Genomic DNA, 19,604 nt, shown 5'->3' with positions numbered 1-19,604 from the left:
CCCCTGAAGGGGGCTGACATCCGCAAGGCTGGACTCGCCGATCAGGTTCGAGTCGCGCAGCGTGTCGGCGGGGACCATGCCGTCGCCCTCTGCGACCTGTACGCCGTCCTTCTCGATATACATGAAGCCGGTCTCATCGACACCGACGGTCCATGTGGCGGTCTCGCCATCGACGAGCGCGTCCTCGGCGACGATGTAGGAGGTGGCACCGCCCTGCACGATCTCGAAATAGACGGCGCTGCTGGGGCCGAGCTGTCCGAAGGAAATGCGGTCTTCGCCATCGCCACCGAATTCGAAGACACGCTGGCTGCCCCCGGCGCCGATATTGTCGAAGCGGACGGTGGCCTCGAACTCGAAGGCGCCGTCGATCTGCGGCAGGCCGGTGTCTGTGCCGGGGTTCGTGGTGCCCGGATCGGTTGGGCCGGGGTCGCCTGTGCCGGGATCGGTGGTGCCGGGATCGACGGTCGTGGTGCCGTCCTCGGTCCAGACGCTATCGCCCTGGGTGATGCTGACATCGATGATCTCCCCCTGAAGGGGGCTGACATCCGCAAGGCTGGACTCGCCGATCAGGTTCGAGTCGCGCAGCGTGTCGGCGGGGACCATGCCGTCGCCCTCGGCGATCTGCACGCCGTCCTTCTCGATATACATGAAGCCGGTCTCATCGACACCGACGGTCCATGTGGCGGTCTCGCCATCGACAAGCGCGTCCTCGGCGACGATGTAGGAGGTGGCGCCGCCCTGCACGATCTCGAAATAGACGGCGCTGCTGGGGCCGAGCTGTCCGAAGGAAATGCGGTCTTCGCCATCGCCGCCGAATTCGAAGACGCGCTGGCTGCCGCCGGCGCCGATATTGTCGAAGCGGACGGTGGCCTCGAATTCAAAGGCGCCGTCGATCTGCGGCAGGCCGGTGTCTGTGCCGGGGTCCGTGGTGCCCGGATCGGTCGGGCCGGGGTCGCCTGTGCCGGGATCGGTGGGGTTGGGATCGACCGGGTTCGGATCGACGGGATCGGGGTCGGTGGTGCCCGGATCGGTCGTTCCGGGATCGGTGGTGCTGTCCGCTGCGAGCGGAATGCCCATGGCGGCAAGCTGGGCCGGGCTTTGCACATCCGAGACGCTGACGCCGGTCAGGGTGATCGCCTCGCCCCAGGGGAAATGGAGGATCGCGTCGCCGGTGCCGTCCCCGTTGCTGTCGGTGACGGTGACATCGGCGGTATCGACCGGGTTGCCGTACCAGTCGGTCAGCTCGGAAACGTCGAGCATGTCGTGGCCGGAATAGCTGCCATCGTTCTCGAGCGTCGGTGCGGTGAAGCCCGCGACCGTGTCGAGCCCGCCGAGATCGGCCAGCATGATCGTGTCATCGCCTGCGCCGAGCAGGATGTTGTTGATGGCGTCGTATTCAAGCGTGTAGGTGCCGTCGGTCACGGTGCCGGACTGCGGATTGCCCGAGCGCATGTCGATGCGCAGCCCGTCGGTCACCGCCGAGAGGTCGAGCAGGTCGCCATTGACCTCATCGACATCCTCGGCATCGACAGTGTCATTGCCGAACCCGTTTTCGATATGGAACGTGTCGTCGCCGTAGCCGCCCCAGAGGTAATCGTCGCCAGCACCGCCATAAAGCGCATCGTTGGCGTAAGAGCCGCGCATCCAGTCATTGCCGTCGCCGCCGATCAGCGTGTCGTCGCCCTCGTTGCCTTCGAGATGGTCGTCGCCCGCGCCGCCGCTGACGTAATCGTTGCCGTATTCGCCGTAGATCGAGTCGTTCCCGGTGCCGCCGGTCAGGCTGTCGCCATCCTCGTTGCCATAGATGACATCATCGCCTTCGCCGCCCTCGACGGTATCGGCGCCCGCACCCGCAAAGACCGAGTCGTTGCCGGTGCCGCCGGTGATGCTGTCGTTGCCGCCATCGCCGAGAAGCTGGTCGGCGCCCGCTTCGCCGTCGATCGTGTCATCCCGGGCGCCGCCGTCGAGCGTATCGTCGCCCTGGGTTCCGGTGAGGACCTCGAAGAAGCTGTGATCGGTCGGGCTGCCGAGATAGGCGTCTGCGCCGAGGCTGGTCGAGCTGTCGCCCACGATGAAGCTCGTGACCCCGTCCGACATTTGCAGATAGGCGAAATCCTCGTCGAAATTGACCGTGAAATTCGCTGGAAGGGCCGAGAAGTCGAGTGTGTGCCCCTCGGAGGATTCGCTGAGCCCGTTCCAGAAGTCTGGGTCGTTCCAGTTCGATGTCGTTACCGCATAGATCGTCATAGAGTCACCAATCGCCTCATGCGCGGCCTCGGTTCGCGAGGTCGTTTTGCCCGAATGGTGCTCTTTTGCTCCCGGATCGGCAGGATCTGAGGGCGAAGGTATGTTGATATTATGGCAATTTGCACGGTTTCCGGCGCTCCGCGAAAGGAGCGCCGGAGCCGGGATCTCAGGTCTTGAAGATCCGGTAGATCGCCGGGATCACCAGAACCGTCAGCGCGGTCGAGCTGAGCAGCCCGAAGAGCAGCGAAATCGCCAGCCCCTGGAAGATCGGGTCGGCAAGAATCACCGTCGCGCCGATCATCGCCGCGATGGCGGTCAGCAGGATCGGCTTGAAGCGCGTGGCGCCCGCCTCGATCAGCACATCCACGGTCACCTTGCCCTCGGGGTCCGCGTGGCGGATGAAATCCACCAGCAGGATCGAGTTCCTCACGATGATCCCCGCCAATGCGATGAAGCCGATCATCGAGGTGGCCGAGAAGGGTGCGCCGAAGAGCCAATGCCCCAGCATGATGCCGAGGAAGGTGAGCGGCACCGGGGTCAGGATCACCAGCGGCAGCCGGAACGAGCCGAACTGCGCCACCACCAGGATATAGATCCCCAGCAGCGCCACGCCAAAGGCCGCGCCCATGTCGCGGAAGGTGACCCAGGTCACCTCCCACTCGCCATCCCAGAGCACGGTCACATGATCGGTGCTTTGCGGCTGGCCATGCAGCGAGATCTCGGGCTTGGTGCCCTCGGGCCAGTCCATCCCGTCCAGCACATCGGCCACGGCCAGCATCCCGTAGAGCGGTGCCTCGTATTCGCCCGCCAGCTCCCCCTGCACCATGATCACGTCATAGCCGTTGTGCCGGAAGATCGGATAGGAGGCGCGCTCGGGCACGATCTCGATCACGTCGCCCAGCTCGACCACGCCGCGGCCGCCGGGTAGCGCGTTGGCCGGCACCGGGGTCGAGAGCGCCTCGGAATCCAGCACGCGGCTGGATTTGTCGCGGGCGATGACGATGGGGATCGGACGGCGCCCTTCGCCGCGATGGGAATAGCCCACCGTCGAGGAGCCGTTCAGCAGTTGCAGCGTTTGCAGCGCATCGGATTCCTGGACCTGGAAGAAATCCAGCTCCGAGGGTTTCAGCACCGCGCGCAGGCGTGGCGGCTGGATGCCGTAGTTGTCATCCACATCGACCACGAAGGGCACCGTGTCGAAGGCGTCCCGAACCTTGGCGGCCGCCGCGCGCCGGGTGTCGGCGTCGGGGCCATAGACCTCGGCCAGAAGGGTCGAGATCACCGGCGGGCCGGGGGGCGGCTCGACCACTTTCAGAACCGTTTGCGCCGGCACATCGAGCGCGGTCAGCTTTTCGCGCAGCTCCAGCGCGATCTCGTGGCTGGCGCGGTCGCGGTCGCCCTTGGGCAGCAGGTTGAGCTGCACATCGCCCATCTCGGGATTCTGGCGCAGGTAGTAGTGGCGCACCAGCCCGTTGAAGTTGAAGGCCGAAGCGACGCCGGCATGGGTCTGGGCCGAGATCACCTCGGGCAGTTCCATGGCGATGCGCGCCGCCGCCTGGGCCACCGCGTCGGTTGCCTCGACCGACGCGCCTTCGGGCAGGTCGATGACGATGGACAGTTCCGACTTGTTGTCGAAGGGCAGCAGCTTGACCGTCACGTCCTTGGTGTAAAGCGCGCCGAGCGAGCCGAAGCTGAGCACGATGACGATCAGCAGGAACATCCACGACACCGATTTGCGCGCCAGGATCGGGCGGGCAAAGCTGGCATAGAACCGGCCCATCGGGCTGAAGTGCTTGTGCTCGCCATAGGTGTCTTCGTCGCCATGGGCGGACATATCGGATTTTCCGGCGACCTTGAGCATCAGCCAGGGCGTGATGATCACCGCGACGAAGAAGGAAAAGATCATCGCGGCCGAGGCATTGGCGGGGATCGGCGACATGTAGGGGCCCATGAGCCCGCTCACGAAGAGCATCGGCAGCAGCGCCACCACCACGGTCAGCGTGGCGACGATGGTGGGGTTGCCGACCTCGGCCACCGCTTCGATCGCCGCCGTGGCGCGGGATTTCCGGGGGTGCATCGCCCAGTGCCGGGCGATGTTCTCGATCACCACGATGGCGTCGTCCACCAGGATCCCGATGGAGAAGATCAGCGCGAAGAGCGACACGCGGTTCAGCGTGTAGCCCATGAAATTCGCCGCAAAGAGCGTGAGCAGGATGGTCACCGGGATGACGATGGCCACCACCACCGCCTCGCGCCAGCCGATGGTGAAGAGCACCAGCGCCACGATGGAGACCGTGGCCAGCGCCAGGTGGAAGAGCAGTTCGTTGGCCTTTTCATCGGCGGTCTCGCCGTAATCGCGGGTCACCTCCACATGCACGGAATCCGGGATGATGGTGCCTTCCATCTCCTCGACCTGATGCAGGATTTTCTCGGCCACCACGACAGCGTTCGACCCCGCCCGCTTGGCCACCGCCAGCGAGACGGCGGGCATACGGACGATCTCGTCGCCCTCGCGGGTCAGCGTCGCCACGTGCTTTTCGTCCAGATCGGAGACCATCTCGACATCCGCCACATCGCGGACGTAGACGGTGCGCCCGTCGCGTGCGGTCAGTTCCAGATTGCCGATTTCTTCGGGCGTGGTCAGGGTCTTGCCGATCACCAGGCCCACCTGCTGGCCACCCTCGCGCACCATGCCCGCGGGCGAGGCGGTGTTGGCGCCCTGGACCTTGCCGGCAAGCTGCTGAAGCGTCACGCCGTAAAGCGCCAGCCGCTCCGGGTCGGGCGAGATGCGCAGCGCCTCGTCGGTCTCGCCGATGACATAGGTGAGGCCCACATCCTCGATCCGCGCCAGCCGCACCTCGACTTCGCGGGCGATGCGGGTGAGATCGGCGGCGGTCACCGCGTCTTCGCCCGGCGTGGGCGAGAAGGTCAGCGTGACGATGGCCACGTCGTTGATCCCGCGCCCCACCACCAGCGGTTCGGGGATCCCCACGGGGATACGGTCGAGATTGGCCATGATCTTGTCGCGCACACGCAGGATCGCGGTATCGGCGCTGACGCCGACCATGAACCGTGCCGTGACCATGACCTGATCGTCGCGCGTGTCGGAATAGACATGCTCGACATCGTCGATGCCCTTGACGATGGTTTCCAGGGGTTCCGAAATCAGCTTGACCGCATCTTCGGCCTTCAGACCTGCCGCCTGCACATGAATATCGACCAGCGGGACCGAGATCTGCGGCTCTTCCTCGCGCGGGAGCGAGACCAGAGCGATCATCCCCACCGCCAGCGAGGCGAGCAGAAAGAGCGGCGTGAGCGGGGATTTGATGAAGGCCTGCGTCAGACGCCCGGCGAGACCGAGCTTGCCTTCGGGCTTTTCGTCGCTGTCACTCATGATCGGTCACCACCACATCGCCGGGATTGAGACCGGTGAGGATTTCGCGAAAGCGCGCGCCGTCTTTCAGAACCGTCTCGCCGGGCACCACCACCCGTTCCAGCGGACCCTCGGGGGTCTGCACGGCAACGAAATCCAGCCCTCCGGCGCGGCTCAGCGCCAGTTCCGGCACCAGGATGACCTCGCGGGTGCCGACCGGCAGGCGCACGGGCACCCGGCGTCCGACAAAGCGCGCGTCCAGCCCCTCGACCTCCACATCGGCCTGCAAACGGCCGCCGGCGATCAACGGGTAGAGCTTGACCAGCCTGCCGGTCTGTTCGCCCTCGCTGCCGGTGATGACGATCTCGGCGCCTTCGGCAAGATCGGCCGCATGGCGTTCGGGCACGCTGAGTCGCAGGAAGGTGCCGCCGCCGCCGATCTCGGCCACGGTTTCGCCCATGGTCAGCACAGATCCGCGCGAGACCGGCACCGACAGCACGATCCCCGCTTCGGGGGCCAGCACCGCGCCTTCCGAGATCTGCTGCTCGATCACCAGCCGCTGGGCCTGAAGATTCGAGATGTTGGAGGCGATCACATCCACATTGGTCTGAAGCCGCTCATGCGCCTGCGTCGTGATCACGCCGCGCTCGAGCAGCGCATCGCCGCGGGTCAGCTCGGATTGCGCGGTGACGAGCTGGGCGTTCAGCGCCTCAAGCTGGGCATCGAGCGAGTCGATCTGGAATTGCAGCTTGTCGTCCTCGATCAGCGCGAGCTGCTGACCGGCTTCGACCCGGTCTCCTTCGGTGACGCCCAGTTCGATGATCGTGCCGCCGATCCGGGCGCGGGCGGGAATCTGTACGCGCGCCTCCACCTGCCCGAAGACAGATTTCCAGATGGTCATGGGTTGCGGGGAGATCTCAAGCGTCTCGGCCTGCACGACCGAGGCGAAGAGCGTGGCGCAAAGGGCGATCAGGGCGCGCATCGGGACCTCTTCATGTTCGGCGGGCAACGCGGCCCGCGACTCAAGGCGGCATTCATATGTTAAGTTTAGAATATGTAAAGCCGGAACGGATGCGGGGACTATTTCGGATTCGCGCTTTGCGGGAAAGGGGTGAGGTGGGCAAAATTGCCCACCCTACGGATGAGCTTTGTCCCGATGCGGAGCAAGGCGCTGGCGTGGCTTACCGGCGTAGGGTGGGCAATCTGCCCACCGCCCCTCAGCGTGCCTTCTTGGCCTTGCGCAGCAGGATGTCGCGTTTGGTCTTGCTCAGATGGTCGAAATACATCCTGCCGTTCAGATGGTCGATCTGATGCTGCACCGAAGTCGCCCAGAGCCCGACGAAATCGCGGTCTTCCATCTCGCCCTCGGCATTCAGGAACCGCACCGTCACCGCACGCGGGCGCTTGATCCTGGCCCAGACGCCGGGCAGGTTGGGGCTGGCCTCGTCATGGGCGCGCAGCTTGACGCTGGTATGCAGGATTTCGGGATTCGCCATGCGCACCGCCTGACCGCGCTCTTCCGAGGCGTCCACCACCGCCAGCCGCAGCATCACCCCGATCTGCGGCGCGCCAAGCCCGACGCCGGGCATCGCCTCCATCGTGTCGATCATGTCGGTCCAGTGGGCGCGGATCTCGTCGGTGATCTCCGTCACGGGCTCCGCCGGGGTGCGCAGCCGCTTGTCGGGCCAGGGCAGGCAGGGGCGGGTGGTCATCGCTGCATCTGGTACTGAAGTTTCAGCGCCTTGCCCGCCTCGGGGCTCAGCCGGTCGAAATGCACGATGCCTTCGAGATGGTCGTATTCGTGCTGGGCGATCACCGCCTCGGCGCCTTCGAACACGCGCTCCTGCCGGGCGCCGGCCAGATCGGTGAAGGACATCTTCACGCAGGTCGGGCGCCGCACCTCCGCCGTCACGCCGGGGATCGACAGGCAGCCCTCGGGGCCCTTGGCGGTTGTCTCCGAGACCTCGACAATCTCGGGATTGATGAGCGCAAGCGGGGTCATGTCGCCGTCTTTCCAGCCCGCATCCATGACGAAGACGCGGCTCAGCACCCCCACCTGCGGTGCGGCAAGGCCACGGCCGGGCGCCGTATACATGGTTTCGAACATGTCGGTGACGAGGTCCTTCACCGCGTCGAGTTCGGTCACCTCCGCGCAGGGCGTCTTGAGCCGGTCGTCGGGCCAGAGAAGAATGTCGCGCAGGCTCATGCGCGGGCGCGCTCGCGTTTCAGCTTGACCATCTTGCGGGTGATCATCTGGCGCCTGAGCGGCTTGAGATAGTCGATGAAGAGCTTGCCATCCAGGTGGTCGATCTCATGCTGCACGCAGGTCGCCCAGAGCCCGTCGAACTCTTCCTTCTGGAGATTGCCGTTGCGGTCGAGCCATTCCACCTCGACCATCTTGGGCCGTTCCACCTCGGCATATTGGTCCGGGATCGACAGGCAGCCCTCTTCATAGACGTTTCTCTCGTCCGAGCTGGCCAGCACGCGCGGGTTGAACATCACCAGCGGGCGCGGCGGCTCGCCGCTGTCGCCCTTGACGCAATCGAGCACGATCAGCCGTTGCAGCACACCCACCTGTGGCGCGGCCAGACCGATGCCCGGCGCCTCATACATGGTTTCAAGCATGTCGTCCGCCAGCACGCGCAGATCGTCCGACAGATCGGGGACCGGATCGCAGAGCTTTTTCAGCCGCGGATCGGGGTGGATGAGAATGGGGCGTTTCATGCGCTTCATCTAGGCATATGCGCCGCTTTGCGCAAGCGGGTGGGGGGTTGCGCTCGCCGCCCGGCGCGCTAGCGTTCGCGCGCAAACAGTTGAGAGGACGCGCCCCATGACCAGCCGCTTCGACGAGGTGATCGACCGCATCGGCACCCATTCCGCAAAATGGGACAAGATGGAGTCGCTGTTCGGCGTCTCGCCGGATGGCGGGTTGCCGATGTGGGTGGCCGACATGGATTTCCGCCCGCCCGCCTGCGTGCAGGAGGCGCTGCAAAAGATGCTCGATCACGGCGTCTATGGCTATTTCGGCGACGATGCCGCCTATCTCGACGCGATCGGCTGGTGGATGAAGGAACGCCACGGCTGGGAGATCGATCCGGCCTCGGTCTTCACCACCCACGGTCTGGTGAACGGCACCGGGCTTTGCATCGACGCCTATACCGCGCCGGGCGACGGGGTGGTGCTGTTCACGCCGGTTTATCACGCCTTCCACCGGGTGATCAAAACCGCCGGTCGCGAGGTGGTGGAATGCCCGCTGGTGCTGCGCGACGGGCGTTACGAGATGGATTTCGACGCCTATGACGCGATGATGACCGGCAAGGAGCGTCTGGTCGTCCTGTGCTCGCCGCACAACCCGGGCGGCCGGGTCTGGAGCCGGGCCGAGCTCAAGGGCGTGGCCGAATTCTGCAAGCGGCACGATCTCATTCTGGTCTCGGACGAGATTCACCACGATCTGGTGATGCCCGGCCAGAAACACCTGCCCATGGCGCTGGCGGATGACGGCGTGAGCGAGCGTCTGGTGATGATGACGGCCACCACCAAGACCTTCAATATCGCGGGCTCTCACACCGGCAATGTCATCATTGCCGACCCGGACCTGCGCGCGCGTTTTGCAGAGCGCATGGGGGGCTTGGGGATCTCGCCCAATTCCTTCGGCCTGCACATGGCGACGGCGGCCTACTCGCCGGAGGGGGCCGCCTGGGTCGACGAGCTGACCGCCTATCTCGACGGCAACCGGCGGCTTTTCGACGAGATGGTGAACGCGATCCCGGGGCTGCGTTCGATGCCTCTGGAGGCGACCTATCTCGCCTGGGTGGATTTTGCGGGCACCGGCATGAGCGCCGAGGAGTTCACGACGCGGGTCGAGACAGAGGCGCGGATCGCGGCGAACCAGGGGCCGGCCTTCGGGCAGGGCGGCGAGAGCTTCCTGCGCTTCAATTTCGCGACGCCGCGGGCGCGGGTCGAGGAGGCGGGCGCGCGGCTGCAAAAGGCCTTTGCCGACCTTCAGTGAGGGGCGGTGGCGGCCGCGCCGTGAGTATTTGCCGGAAAGATGAAAGGGCCCGCGCCGGTTATTGCCGGGGCGGGCGGCTCTTGTAGACGGGGATGTTCCAGCCGAAGGCCAGCGTTCCGCCGCGCAGGACGAAGGTGAGGATCGCGCCGATCAGGGCCGCATGGCCGGGGGTCATGCCCGAGGCATGGGCGGCCAGCAGCGCGCCGGCGCCGCCGAGCGCGCAGGTTGCATAGGGTTCGCCCTGTTTCAGCAGCAGCGGCACCTCGTTGGCGACCACATCGCGCATCAGCCCACCCATGCAACCGGTCATCACCCCCATGACCAGCACCACGGGGATGGCGGCGCCGTCGCGCAGGGCGATGCCCGCGCCGGCGGCCACCGCAACGGAAAGCGCGGCGGCATCGAGCCAGAGGATCGCGCGGTAGCGGCTTTCCAGCAGATGCGCGGTAAAAAAGACGATCACCGCCGCGCCGCAGGCCAGCGCCAGATAGGCCGGTTCGCCGATCCAGAGGATCGGGCGGCCGAGCAGCAGATCGCGCAGCGTGCCGCCGCCAAGCGCAGTAAGGCAGGCGAGAAAGGCAAAGCCCACAATGTCGAGCTGGGCGCGGCTCGCCACCAGCGCGCCGGTCAGGGCAAAGATCAGGACAGAGGCGTAATCGAGCAGGACAAGCGGGGTCATGGCGCCCCGCGCGTCATTTGCCGTTGCCGGGCTTGAACGGCGCCATGCCGGCGCGGGCGAGCTCGTCGGCGCGCTCGTTCTCGGGGTGGCCGGCATGCCCCTTGACCCAGGTCCATGTCACATCGTGGCGGCGCTGGGCCTCGTCGAGCCGCTGCCAGAGTTCGGCGTTCTTCACCGGCTTCTTGGCGGCGGTCTTCCAGCCGTTGCGCTTCCAGCCGTGGATCCAGCCGGTCACGCCGTTCTTCACATAGGCGCTGTCGGTCACCACCGTGATGGTCGAGGGGCGCGACAGCGATTCCAGCGCGTTGATCGCCGCCAGCAGCTCCATCCGATTGTTGGTGGTCTCGGCCTCGCCGCCGTTCAGCTCGCGTTCCTTGACCACCGCATCGCCGTTCTTGGCGCGCAGCAACACGCCCCAGCCTCCCGGGCCGGGGTTTCCGGAGCAGGCTCCGTCGGTATAGGCAAAAAGCTCAGGCATGGGCGGTGAGGCTTATCCATGGGGAGGTGGTGCCGTCAAGCCCGGTACTGTCGCCACGCGCCACGGTCGCGATCTCCAGCCCGGCAGCGGCCAGCAAACCGCGCAGCTCCGGCTCGGTGTAGAAAGTGTAGAACCGTCCGAGCCGGTCGCGCTTCTCGCCGGTGCCTTCCTTGAGCGTCAGGCCGAAGAGCCCGCCGGGCCTGAGCGCCCGCGCGATCGCCGCCAGATGATCTTGCATATCGGCGCGGGGCGCATGCAGCAGGCTGAAGCTGGCCCAGATCCCATCATAGGCGTTTTCCGCCGTCAGATCGGCGAACTGCCCCTGCCTTGCGGTCACGCCGGGCCGGGTCTCGGCGAGTTTCACCATCTCGGCGGAGGCATCCATCGCCTCGACCGAAAACCCCGCGGCGGCCATATGGGCGGCGTCGAGTCCGGGCCCGCAGCCGAGATCGAGCACATGCGCCCGCTCGGGCAGCGCCGCGATGAAGGCGCACAGATTGGGATAGGGCTCTGTGCCCGCCAAGGCGGCATAGTCCGCCGCGCGGGCATTGTAGACGTTCAGCGTTGTGTCGTCGCTCACCGGACGACCCCCACCAGCAGACAGGCGACCACGATGGCGGTCAGCGGCAGGCGCAGCCGCATCCACCAGGCCGGCGCGAGCCCCCAGCGCCAGAACTGCCAGTCGAGCGCCAGCAGGCCGAGATAGCCGAAGATCAGGTTCATGCCGGCCGAGACCGGCCCGCCGCCGCCCATGAGAAACGCCCAGAGCGCCGGAATGACCGACAGCGCATAGCCCGTGGCGGCCTGTCCCTCGCGGGCCTTGGTTGCAAAGCCCCACAGAACGCCGGACATGAAGGCAAGGATCAACCTGCCGTAATCGAGCTGGATATAGGGACCGATAAAACGGCCGCCGAGCGCGTTGTAGCCAAGCTCATAGGCCGGATCCGACAGCAGGGTCAGCACGCCCCAGAGGAAGGGAAGCAGCCCCGCAAGCCCGAGAAACAGCGCGGAACGGGGAATTCTTGTCGCCATCAGACGCGCTCCAGTGCCAGACGGCCCGCCAGCAGCGCGAAGATCGCGGCGAAGGAGCGGTTGAGCCAGCGCATGGCGCGGTCGCTGCCCAGAAGCCAGCGGCGGGCATGGGCGGCAAAGATACCGTAGAGCACGAAGACCGCAAAGGTCAGCGCCATGAAGGCCGCGCCAAGCAGCAGCATCTCGGCCGTGGCGGTCTCGGGGCGACCCGTGAGGAACGGCGGCAGCAGCGCGAGGAAGAACAGCGAGAGCTTGGGGTTCAGCACATTGATCAGCGCGCCGCGCCGGGCGATGCGCAGCCCCGCCTCGCGGCGTGCTTCGGCACCCACAGCCAGCGCGCCGCCCGATTGCAGCGCCTGCCAGGCGAGCCAGAGCAGATAGGCGACGCCCGCGAATTTCACCGCCGTGAAGAGCAGGGCCGAGGCATGCAGCAGCGCCGCCAGTCCGAGGATCGCCGCCGCAAGATGCGGCAGGATGCCGAAGGTGCAGCCCAGCGCCGCAAACACCGCCGCGCGGCGCCCCTGGCCCAGCCCGATGGCCAGCGTATAGAGCACCCCGGTGCCGGGGGCGAGGACCACGACCAGCGCGGTGATCAGGAACTGCAGGCTGAGCATCGGACCCTCCCAATTCGCTTCGCGGGCACCGTTTCCGATCGGGCCGGGGCTGTCAACGCCCGCTCAGGCGGCGGTGATGCGATGACCCTCGGCTTCGAGCAGGGCGCGGGCCTCGGCCAGCCGGTCGCTGCGCACCAGAAGGTAATCGCGCAGGAAGGTGGAAATCACGAACACCCCGAGCCCCGCCGCCGACAGCGGCCTGACTGCCGCCAGCACCACACCCGGCTCGTCGAGCCCGGCGAGCGTGTCGACGCGAAAGGCGGTCCAGCCGCGCGACGCCTCAAAGCCCTCCGGCACCCGCTCCGCCGGGCAGACCACCGACAGCTCGTCCGGCGCGCGGGTCAGGCTGACGCAGCCCTCGGTGCCGGTCCAGTCGGGCAGCGGCGCATCGGACGGCAGGCGCAGGATGGCATGTTCCATCGGCAGGGCGCGCAGATCGAGCCGGGGCAGGCTCACGCCGGTTCCCGCAGCACGCGGGGCACCTTGAATTCGACATTCTCGCGGGCGGTCTCGACCATCTCCACGGTCACGTCATAGCGGTCGCGGAAGGCGTCGATCACCTCGTCGATCAGCACTTCCGGCGCCGAGGCCCCGGCGGTGATACCCACCGAACGGATCCCGTCGAGCGCCCGCCAGTCGATCTCTGCCGCGCGCTGCACCAGCTGCGCATAGTCGCAGCCCGCCTTGCGCGCGACCTCGACCAGCCGCTTGGAGTTCGAGGAATTGGGCGCGCCCACCACCAGCAGCGCGTCGCAGTCGGGCGCGATGGTCTTGACCGCGTCCTGACGGTTGGTGGTGGCGTAGCAGATGTCTTCCTTGTGCGGTCCGACAATGGCCGGGAACCGCGCCCGCAGCGCCGCCACGATGTCGACCGTATCGTCCACCGACAGCGTGGTCTGGGTCACGAAGGCCAGCTTTTCCGGGTCGCGGACATCGACCCGCGCCACATCCTCCACGGTCTCGACCAGCAGCACCTCGCCCTCGGGGAGCTGGCCCATGGTGCCGATGGTCTCCGGGTGGCCCGCATGGCCGATCATGATCATTTGCAGCCCGTTCTCGTGGTGCCGGGCCGCCTCGATATGCACCTTGGAGACCAGCGGGCAGGTTGCGTCCACATAGATCATCTCGCGCCGCGCGGCCTCGGCCAGCACCGCCTTGGGCACGCCATGGGCGGAAAAGATCACCGGGCGGTCGAGCGGGCAATCCTCCAGCTCCTCGACAAAGACGGCGCCCTTGTCGCGCAGCCCGTCCACGACGAATTTGTTGTGCACGATCTCGTGGCGCACAAAGACCGGCGCGCCCCATTTCTCGAGCGCCATCTCGACGATCTTGATGGCCCGGTCCACGCCCGCGCAGAACCCGCGCGGCGCGGCAAGATAGAGGGTAAGAGCAGGCTTGGTCATCTGGATCTCCTGTTGCGTCCAGAGGTAAGGGCAAGCGGCGCTCAGGTCCAGTGGCGGCGGCTGACGCAGCCGTGACTTGATTGCCCCCGGTTGCCCGTAGGATAGTCTGGAAGTGCGAACGGGAGGCAGAGATGAAGATCAAAATCGCCTTGGCCGCTGGGGCTGTCGCGGCCCTCGCCGCGGGTGGCTGGGCCTATGCCCAGATGACGGCCCCTGCTGTGCCGGGGCTCTTCCCTTATACCGACGCCGCGCGTGTCGCGAACGGCGCGGCGCTTTACGCCGAGACCTGCGCCGCCTGTCACGGCGCGCAGCTTGAGGGCGAGCCGAACTGGAAGGAACCCGATGCCGACGGCTATCTGCCCGCGCCGCCGCACGACCCGTCGGGCCACACCTGGCACCACCCGGACGCCCAGCTTCTGGCCATCGTGACCCATGGCACCGAAGCCCTGGTCGGGGGCAGCTACAAGTCGCGGATGACAGGCTTTGGCGAGATTCTGAGCGAGGACGAGATCCTCGATGTCATGGCCTATATCAAAAGCACCTGGCCCGAGCAGGTGGTCGCGTTCCACAACGAGGTCAACGCCCGCGCCGCGGTCTACGGCGAGTGACACGGCGCGGTGGGCAAATTGCCCACCCTACGGACGGCGCCGGGCATTACCCGCCAGCCAGTGCGGTCACCCAGGCCAGCACGATATAGCGGCCGGTCTTGGCGACGGTCACCAGCAGCAGGAACAGCGCCCAATGGGTGCGCATCACGCCGGCGACCACGGTAAAGGCGTCGCCCAGAGGCGCCCAGCTCAGCAGCAGTGACCAGACGCCCCAGCGCGCATAGATGCGCTGCGCCCTGTCGAGCTGTGCTTCGGTCACCGGGAACCAGCGGCGGTGCCGGAAATGCTCGACCCAGAGGCCCAGCACATAGTTCACCACGGCGCCCAGCACATTCCCGATGCTGGCCACCAGCACGATCATCGGCAGCGGCGCGGCCTGTCCCAGCTGCAGCCCGACAAAGACCACCTCGGACTGGAAGGGCAGGATCGTCGCGGCGCCGAAGGCCGCAAGAAAGAGGCCGCCAAGCGCGGCGGCCTCTGTCAGCATGGAACCAGGGCCCGCATCCCCACGAAGCCCTCGTTCATACCCTTAGTGGCCGCTTGCGACCTCGAAGTTCCGCTCCGCCTGCTGTTCCCGCGGCGGACGGCCGATGACTTCGCGCAGCTCGTCGAGCTCGATGAAGTTGTCGGCCTGACGGCGCAGTTCGTCGGCGATCATCGGCGGCTGGCTGCGGATGGTCGAGACCACCGAAACCCGCACGCCCTGACGCTGAAGGCTTTCCACCAGCGGGCGGAAGTCGCCGTCACCGGAGAACAGAACGATGTGATCGACACGCGGTGCAAGTTCCATGGCATCGACGGTGAGTTCGATGTCCATGTTGCCCTTCACCTTCCGGCGGCCCTGGCTGTCGGTGTATTCCTTGGCGGGCTTGGTCACCATGGTGAAGCCATTGTAATGAAGCCAGTCCACCAGCGGGCGGATCGGCGAATACTCGTCATTTTCCAGCAGGGCGGTATAGTAGAATGCGCGCACCATCTTACCACGGCGCACGAATTCCTGGCGGAGCAGTTTATAGTCGATATCGAACCCGAGTGCCTTGGCTGCAGCGTAAAGATTCGATCCGTCTATGAACAGCGCCAGCCGTTCGTCCTTGTAAAACATAAAATGTCCTTTCAGCAATTGGACGCGCGCAAAGGTCCGTGAGTGTAAAATAAGGCGGCGCGTCCGATCCGCAGAGAGTAAGGTATTTCGCCGGGGTTTCAAGCCGACATACATATACAGAAGGATAGTCGAAACGTGTCATCCGGACAAGAAATCTTGATTGCCCTAGGGGCAAATCTCCCGTCGGAGGCGGGGGAACCGGCGGAAACGCTGCGCGCCGCGCTTGCCGAACTGCCGGGGCATGGGCTGTCCGTGGTCCGGGTCAGCCGGTTTTATGCAACCCCTTGTTTTCCCGCCGGCGCCGGGCCCGACTACGTCAACGCCTGCGCGGTGCTGGAGGGGGAGGACAGCCCCGCCCGGGTTCTGGCGGCGCTGCATGCGGTCGAGGCCCGGTTCGGCCGGGAACGGCTGCAACGCTGGGGCAGTCGCAGCCTCGATCTCGATCTTCTGGCGGTGGGCGACACGGTCCTGCCGGACGCGACGTCACAGGCGGCATGGCGCGCCCTGCCGCCCGAGGAGCAGCGGTTGCGGGCGCCCGAGCGGCTGATTCTGCCGCATCCGAGGCTTCAGGAACGCGCCTTTGTGCTTGTGCCGCTCTGCGATGTCGCGCCGGATTGGCGCCATCCGCTGCTCGGCCGGACCGCCCGGCAGCTTTGCGAGGCTCTGCCGGTTGCATTGCGGGCGGAAGTCAAGCCTTTATGAGCGAAACCGCCTTGTCTTCTGTGCCGACGCGCGCTAAATCTCCACTTTCTGACGGCTAACCGAATAGGTGATACGCTTATGGCCCGCGTGACGGTAGAAGATTGCGTCGACAAGGTTCCCAACCGCTTCGAGCTGGTGATGCTCGCAGCGCACCGCGCCCGCGAAATCTCGGCGGGTAGCCCGATCACCGTGGACCGTGACAACGACAAGAACCCGGTCGTGTCGCTCCGCGAGATCGCCGAGGAAACCCAGTCCGCCGACGAGCTGCGCGAGCGTCTGATCGAATCGCATCAGACCCAGATCGAGGTGGACGAGCCCGAAGAGGACAGCATGGCGCTGCTCATGGGTGCCGAGCAGGACAAGCCGGCCGACGACGACATGTCGGAAGAAAAGCTCCTGCGCGCACTGATGGAAGCTCAGGGAGAGAGCTGAGGCCCGCGCTGATGCGGGCCGGGTAAGGATAGGCGCCCATGATCGCGGCGGAAGACCTGGTTGCGCTGGTCCGCAACTACAACCCAAAGACCAACGAAGAGCTGATCCGTGCGGCCTATGATTTCGGCCGCACGATGCATGAAGGGCAGTTCCGCCACTCCGGAGAGCCCTATTACACGCATCCCGTCGCCGTTGCCGCCATCCTGACAGAGCAGCAGCTTGACGATGCGACGATCATCACCGCGCTGCTGCACGACACGATCGAAGACACCCGCGCCTCCTATCGTGACATCGCCGAACGCTTCGGCACCGATGTGGCCGATCTGGTGGACGGGGTGACCAAGCTCACCAACCTTCAGCTCTCCAGCTCCGAGACCAAGCAGGCCGAGAATTTCCGCAAGCTCTTCATGGCCATGTCCAAGGATCTGCGGGTGATCCTGGTCAAGCTCGCCGACCGGCTGCACAACATGCGCACCATCAAGGCCATGCGCCCGGAAAAGCAGGTGCAGAAGGCGCGCGAGACGATGGACATCTACGCGCCGCTGGCCGGGCGCATGGGCATGCAGTGGATGCGCGAGGAGCTGGAGGATCTGGCCTTCCGGGTGCTGAACCCCGAGGGCCGCGCCAGCATCATCCGCCGTTTCATCACGCTTCAGAAAGAGGCGGGGGACGTGATCCACCGGATCACCGGCGACATGCGCCACGAGCTGGAAGAGGCCGGCATCGACGCCGAGGTCTTCGGGCGGGCCAAGAAACCCTATTCGATCTGGCGCAAGATGCAGGAAAAGGGCATGGGATTTTCCCGCCTCTCCGACATCTACGGCTTTCGCGTCATCACCCGCAACGAGATGGATTGCTACCGCGCGCTGGGGGTGATCCACCAGCGCTGGCGCTCGGTGCCGGGGCGGTTCAAGGATTACATCAGCCAGCCGAAATCCAACGGCTACCGCTCGATCCACACCACCGTGTCGGGCCGCGACGGCAAGCGGGTGGAGGTGCAGATCCGCACCCGCCAGATGCATGAGGTGGCCGAGACCGGGGTGGCGGCGCATTGGTCCTATCGCGATGGCGAGCGCGCCGAGAACCCCTTTGCCGTCGATCCCGCCAAGTGGATCGCCTCGCTGACCGAGCAGTTCGACGCCGAGCAGGATCACGACGAATTCCTCGAGGCGGTGAAGCTCGAGATGTATTCCGACAAGGTGTTCTGCTTCACGCCCAAGGGCGATGTGATCAAGCTGCCGCGCGGGGCGACGCCGTTGGATTATGCCTATGCGATCCATACCCGCATCGGCTCGGCCTGTGTCGGCGCCAAGGTCGACGGCATCCGGGTGCCGCTCTGGACCCGGCTGAAGAACGGCCAGTCGGTCGAGATCATCACCGCCGAGGGCCAGACACCGCAGGCCACCTGGCTCGACATCGCCACCACCGGCAAGGCGCGCACCGCGATCCGCCGGTCGCTGCGCGAGGCGGGGCGCGAGCGGTTCATCAAACTCGGGCAGGAACTGGCGCGCTCGGCCTTCGAACATGTCGGCAAGAAGGCCACCGACAAGGCGCTGGAAAAGGCCGCGCAGACGCTGCGGCTCGAGGACAAGGACGAATTGCTGGCGCGGCTCGGCAGCGCCGAGCTGACCTCGCGCGAGGTGGTGCATGCGGTCTACCCCGATCTGAGCCCGGGCGACGAGGCCGAGGTCGATGCGCATCGCGCCGTGGTCGGTCTGGAAGCGGGCACCGGGTTCACCCGGGCGCGCTGCTGTCAGCCGCTGCCCGGCGAGCGCATCATCGGCATCACCCAGCGCGGCAAGGGGGTGATCGTGCATGCCATCGACTGCGAATCGCTGGCCGCCTACGAAGACCAGCCCGACCGCTGGGTCGACCTGCGTTGGGCCGAGGGCACGCACCCTGCTGCCTATGATGTAAGCCTCGAGTTGACCATCGGGAACGATGCTGGTGTGCTGGGGCGCGTTTGTACCTTGATCGGCGAGCGCATGGCCAATATCTCGGACCTGCATTTCGTGGATCGCAAGCCCGACTTTTTCCGCATCCGCATGGATGTCGAGTTCAGGGATGCCGAGCATTTGCACTCGGTGATCTCCGCGCTCGAGGCGGAGAGCGATGTCGCTTCGGTGCATCGCCGCCGCGATGCGTCGCTCGCGGCGGTTCCGGCGGCGGCGGAATAGGAACGCGGCCCGTTTGGCCGCAGCATTTTGAACGCGCGGCCCGCTTTGGCTGCGGAAGAACGGACGGAACTGGCCTTTGGTCTTCAAGCGCCGCGACAGACGACCCCTCTGGAGGATCGTGCTGGAGTTCTTCTGGCCGCGCGGCGGCTGGGCCCGCGCCGCCCGCTACATCCAGCACCGTCTGCACCGTCTGCCCGATCCGCCGGAAAAGATCGCCCGGGGGATCTTTGCCGGGGTCTTCACCACCTTCACGCCGTTTTACGGGCTGCATTTCGTGATTGCCGGAACGCTGGCCTGGATCATGCGCGGCAATATCGTCGCGTCGCTGCTCGGCACCTTCTTCGGCAACCCGCTGACCTATGTGCCCATCGCCATCGCGTCGCTGCGCACCGGCTACTGGCTGCTGGGGATCGACCGGCACGAGCCGCATCACAAGACGCTCTTGCAGAATTTCACCTATGCGGGCGGCGATCTGTGGGACAATCTGGTCGCCTGGGTGACCGGTCAGCCCACCGACTGGAGCGATCTGCATGTCTTTTACGACAAGGTCTTCTATCCCTATATGATCGGGGGCATCCTGCCGGGGATCATCACCGCGCTGGTGGCCTATTACCTGACGGTGCCGGTGATCCGCGCCTATCAGAATCGCCGTAAGGGGGCGCTCAAGGCCAAGCTGGCGGCGCTGAAGAAAAAGAAGAAACAGGCCGAGAGCGGCACCCCGCCGGAGTGACGACAGAAGCCTGATCAC

Annotated in this window: 21 protein-coding genes; 6 read left to right on the top strand and 15 right to left on the bottom strand. The window is 66.0% G+C overall.

Annotated features, from left to right (window positions below):
- The 6 genes from M4578_RS10835 to def (M4578_RS10810) all read right to left on the bottom strand — a co-directional run.
- The coding region (locus tag M4578_RS10835) for a calcium-binding protein (protein ID WP_476748713.1) at window positions 1-2,247 on the bottom strand (2,247 nt) is incomplete at its 3' end.
- A 166-nt stretch (window positions 2,248-2,413) separates the two neighbouring features.
- Window positions 2,414-5,641, bottom strand: coding sequence for an efflux RND transporter permease subunit (locus M4578_RS10830; protein WP_258093435.1), 3,228 nt, complete (start codon window positions 5,639-5,641; stop codon window positions 2,414-2,416).
- Window positions 5,634-6,602, bottom strand: a complete 969-nt coding sequence (locus tag M4578_RS10825; RefSeq protein WP_258093434.1) for an efflux RND transporter periplasmic adaptor subunit — start codon at window positions 6,600-6,602, stop codon at window positions 5,634-5,636. Before M4578_RS10825 ends, M4578_RS10830 begins: the two co-directional genes overlap by 8 nt.
- 235 nt (window positions 6,603-6,837) lie before the next feature.
- The gene (def, locus tag M4578_RS10820) at window positions 6,838-7,332 is read right to left on the bottom strand and encodes a peptide deformylase (RefSeq protein WP_258093433.1); all 495 of its coding nucleotides are present in this window, start codon (window positions 7,330-7,332) and stop codon (window positions 6,838-6,840) included.
- Window positions 7,329-7,826, bottom strand: a complete 498-nt coding sequence (gene def / locus M4578_RS10815) for a peptide deformylase (protein WP_258093432.1) — start codon at window positions 7,824-7,826, stop codon at window positions 7,329-7,331. The genes def (M4578_RS10820) and def (M4578_RS10815) overlap by 4 nt, the downstream gene beginning before the upstream one ends.
- Window positions 7,823-8,344, bottom strand: a complete 522-nt coding sequence (def, locus tag M4578_RS10810; RefSeq protein WP_258093431.1) for a peptide deformylase — start codon at window positions 8,342-8,344, stop codon at window positions 7,823-7,825. Before def (M4578_RS10810) ends, def (M4578_RS10815) begins: the two co-directional genes overlap by 4 nt.
- A 106-nt stretch (window positions 8,345-8,450) precedes the next feature.
- On the opposite strand from def (M4578_RS10810), the gene M4578_RS10805 reads away from it, so the two are divergent.
- On the top strand, window positions 8,451-9,629 hold the full coding sequence (locus tag M4578_RS10805) for a MalY/PatB family protein (RefSeq protein WP_258093430.1): 1,179 nt from the start codon (window positions 8,451-8,453) through the stop codon (window positions 9,627-9,629).
- Between the two features lie 58 nt (window positions 9,630-9,687).
- Here M4578_RS10805 and M4578_RS10800 read toward each other — a convergent pair whose 3' ends face one another.
- The 7 genes from M4578_RS10800 to ispH form a co-directional block, all read right to left on the bottom strand.
- Window positions 9,688-10,308: a trimeric intracellular cation channel family protein gene (locus M4578_RS10800; RefSeq protein WP_258093429.1), complete on the bottom strand. Its 621-nt coding sequence runs from the start codon at window positions 10,306-10,308 to the stop codon at window positions 9,688-9,690.
- Window positions 10,309-10,321: 13 nt separating this feature from the next.
- Window positions 10,322-10,786 carry a ribonuclease HI gene (gene rnhA, locus M4578_RS10795; RefSeq protein WP_258093428.1) on the bottom strand — a complete coding sequence of 155 codons (465 nt, stop codon included), beginning with the start codon at window positions 10,784-10,786 and terminating at the stop codon, window positions 10,322-10,324.
- Window positions 10,779-11,366 (bottom strand): class I SAM-dependent DNA methyltransferase, encoded by a 588-nt coding sequence (locus M4578_RS10790; RefSeq protein ID WP_258093427.1) that lies wholly within the window; start codon window positions 11,364-11,366, stop codon window positions 10,779-10,781. The genes rnhA and M4578_RS10790 overlap by 8 nt, the downstream gene beginning before the upstream one ends.
- On the bottom strand, window positions 11,363-11,818 hold the full coding sequence (locus M4578_RS10785; RefSeq protein ID WP_258093426.1) for a DUF3429 domain-containing protein: 456 nt from the start codon (window positions 11,816-11,818) through the stop codon (window positions 11,363-11,365). The genes M4578_RS10790 and M4578_RS10785 overlap by 4 nt, the downstream gene beginning before the upstream one ends.
- Window positions 11,818-12,432: a LysE family translocator gene (locus tag M4578_RS10780; protein ID WP_258093425.1), complete on the bottom strand. Its 615-nt coding sequence runs from the start codon at window positions 12,430-12,432 to the stop codon at window positions 11,818-11,820. The genes M4578_RS10785 and M4578_RS10780 overlap by 1 nt, the downstream gene beginning before the upstream one ends.
- 63 nt (window positions 12,433-12,495) lie before the next feature.
- Window positions 12,496-12,888, bottom strand: coding sequence for an ACT domain-containing protein (locus M4578_RS10775; RefSeq protein WP_258093424.1), 393 nt, complete (start codon window positions 12,886-12,888; stop codon window positions 12,496-12,498).
- Window positions 12,885-13,835: a 4-hydroxy-3-methylbut-2-enyl diphosphate reductase gene (gene ispH / locus M4578_RS10770; protein WP_258093423.1), complete on the bottom strand. Its 951-nt coding sequence runs from the start codon at window positions 13,833-13,835 to the stop codon at window positions 12,885-12,887. Before ispH ends, M4578_RS10775 begins: the two co-directional genes overlap by 4 nt.
- Window positions 13,836-13,972: 137 nt before the next feature.
- Here ispH and M4578_RS10765 point away from each other — a divergent pair, with 137 nt between their 5' ends.
- Window positions 13,973-14,443 carry a c-type cytochrome gene (locus M4578_RS10765; RefSeq protein ID WP_420854808.1) on the top strand — a complete coding sequence of 157 codons (471 nt, stop codon included), beginning with the start codon at window positions 13,973-13,975 and terminating at the stop codon, window positions 14,441-14,443.
- Between the two features lie 46 nt (window positions 14,444-14,489).
- Here the strand turns inward: M4578_RS10765 and M4578_RS10760 are convergent, their stop codons facing one another.
- Together M4578_RS10760 and M4578_RS10755 are read right to left on the bottom strand one after the other, a co-directional pair.
- The gene (locus tag M4578_RS10760; RefSeq protein ID WP_258093421.1) at window positions 14,490-14,930 is read right to left on the bottom strand and encodes a YqaA family protein; all 441 of its coding nucleotides are present in this window, start codon (window positions 14,928-14,930) and stop codon (window positions 14,490-14,492) included.
- A 42-nt stretch (window positions 14,931-14,972) separates the two neighbouring features.
- Window positions 14,973-15,545, bottom strand: coding sequence for a LabA-like NYN domain-containing protein (locus tag M4578_RS10755; RefSeq protein ID WP_076705342.1), 573 nt, complete (start codon window positions 15,543-15,545; stop codon window positions 14,973-14,975).
- 156 nt (window positions 15,546-15,701) lie between these two features.
- Here M4578_RS10755 and folK point away from each other — a divergent pair, with 156 nt between their 5' ends.
- From folK to M4578_RS10735, 4 genes are all read left to right on the top strand, one after another.
- Entirely contained in the window at window positions 15,702-16,247 is a 546-nt protein-coding gene (gene folK, locus M4578_RS10750) for a 2-amino-4-hydroxy-6-hydroxymethyldihydropteridine diphosphokinase (protein ID WP_258093420.1), read from the top strand.
- Window positions 16,248-16,325: 78 nt separating this feature from the next.
- Entirely contained in the window at window positions 16,326-16,679 is a 354-nt protein-coding gene (gene rpoZ, locus M4578_RS10745; RefSeq protein ID WP_258093419.1) for a DNA-directed RNA polymerase subunit omega, read from the top strand.
- 38 nt (window positions 16,680-16,717) lie between these two features.
- Window positions 16,718-18,856, top strand: a complete 2,139-nt coding sequence (locus M4578_RS10740; RefSeq protein ID WP_258093418.1) for a RelA/SpoT family protein — start codon at window positions 16,718-16,720, stop codon at window positions 18,854-18,856.
- A gap of 76 nt (window positions 18,857-18,932) precedes the next feature.
- Window positions 18,933-19,586 (top strand): DUF2062 domain-containing protein, encoded by a 654-nt coding sequence (locus tag M4578_RS10735; protein WP_258093417.1) that lies wholly within the window; start codon window positions 18,933-18,935, stop codon window positions 19,584-19,586.
- Window positions 19,587-19,604: the final 18 nt, after the last annotated feature.

The organism is Salipiger pentaromativorans (assembly GCF_024721115.1).
GTDB lineage: Bacteria > Pseudomonadota > Alphaproteobacteria > Rhodobacterales > Rhodobacteraceae > Salipiger > Salipiger pentaromativorans.
This window is presented reverse-complemented; position numbering and strand designations above follow the sequence as displayed.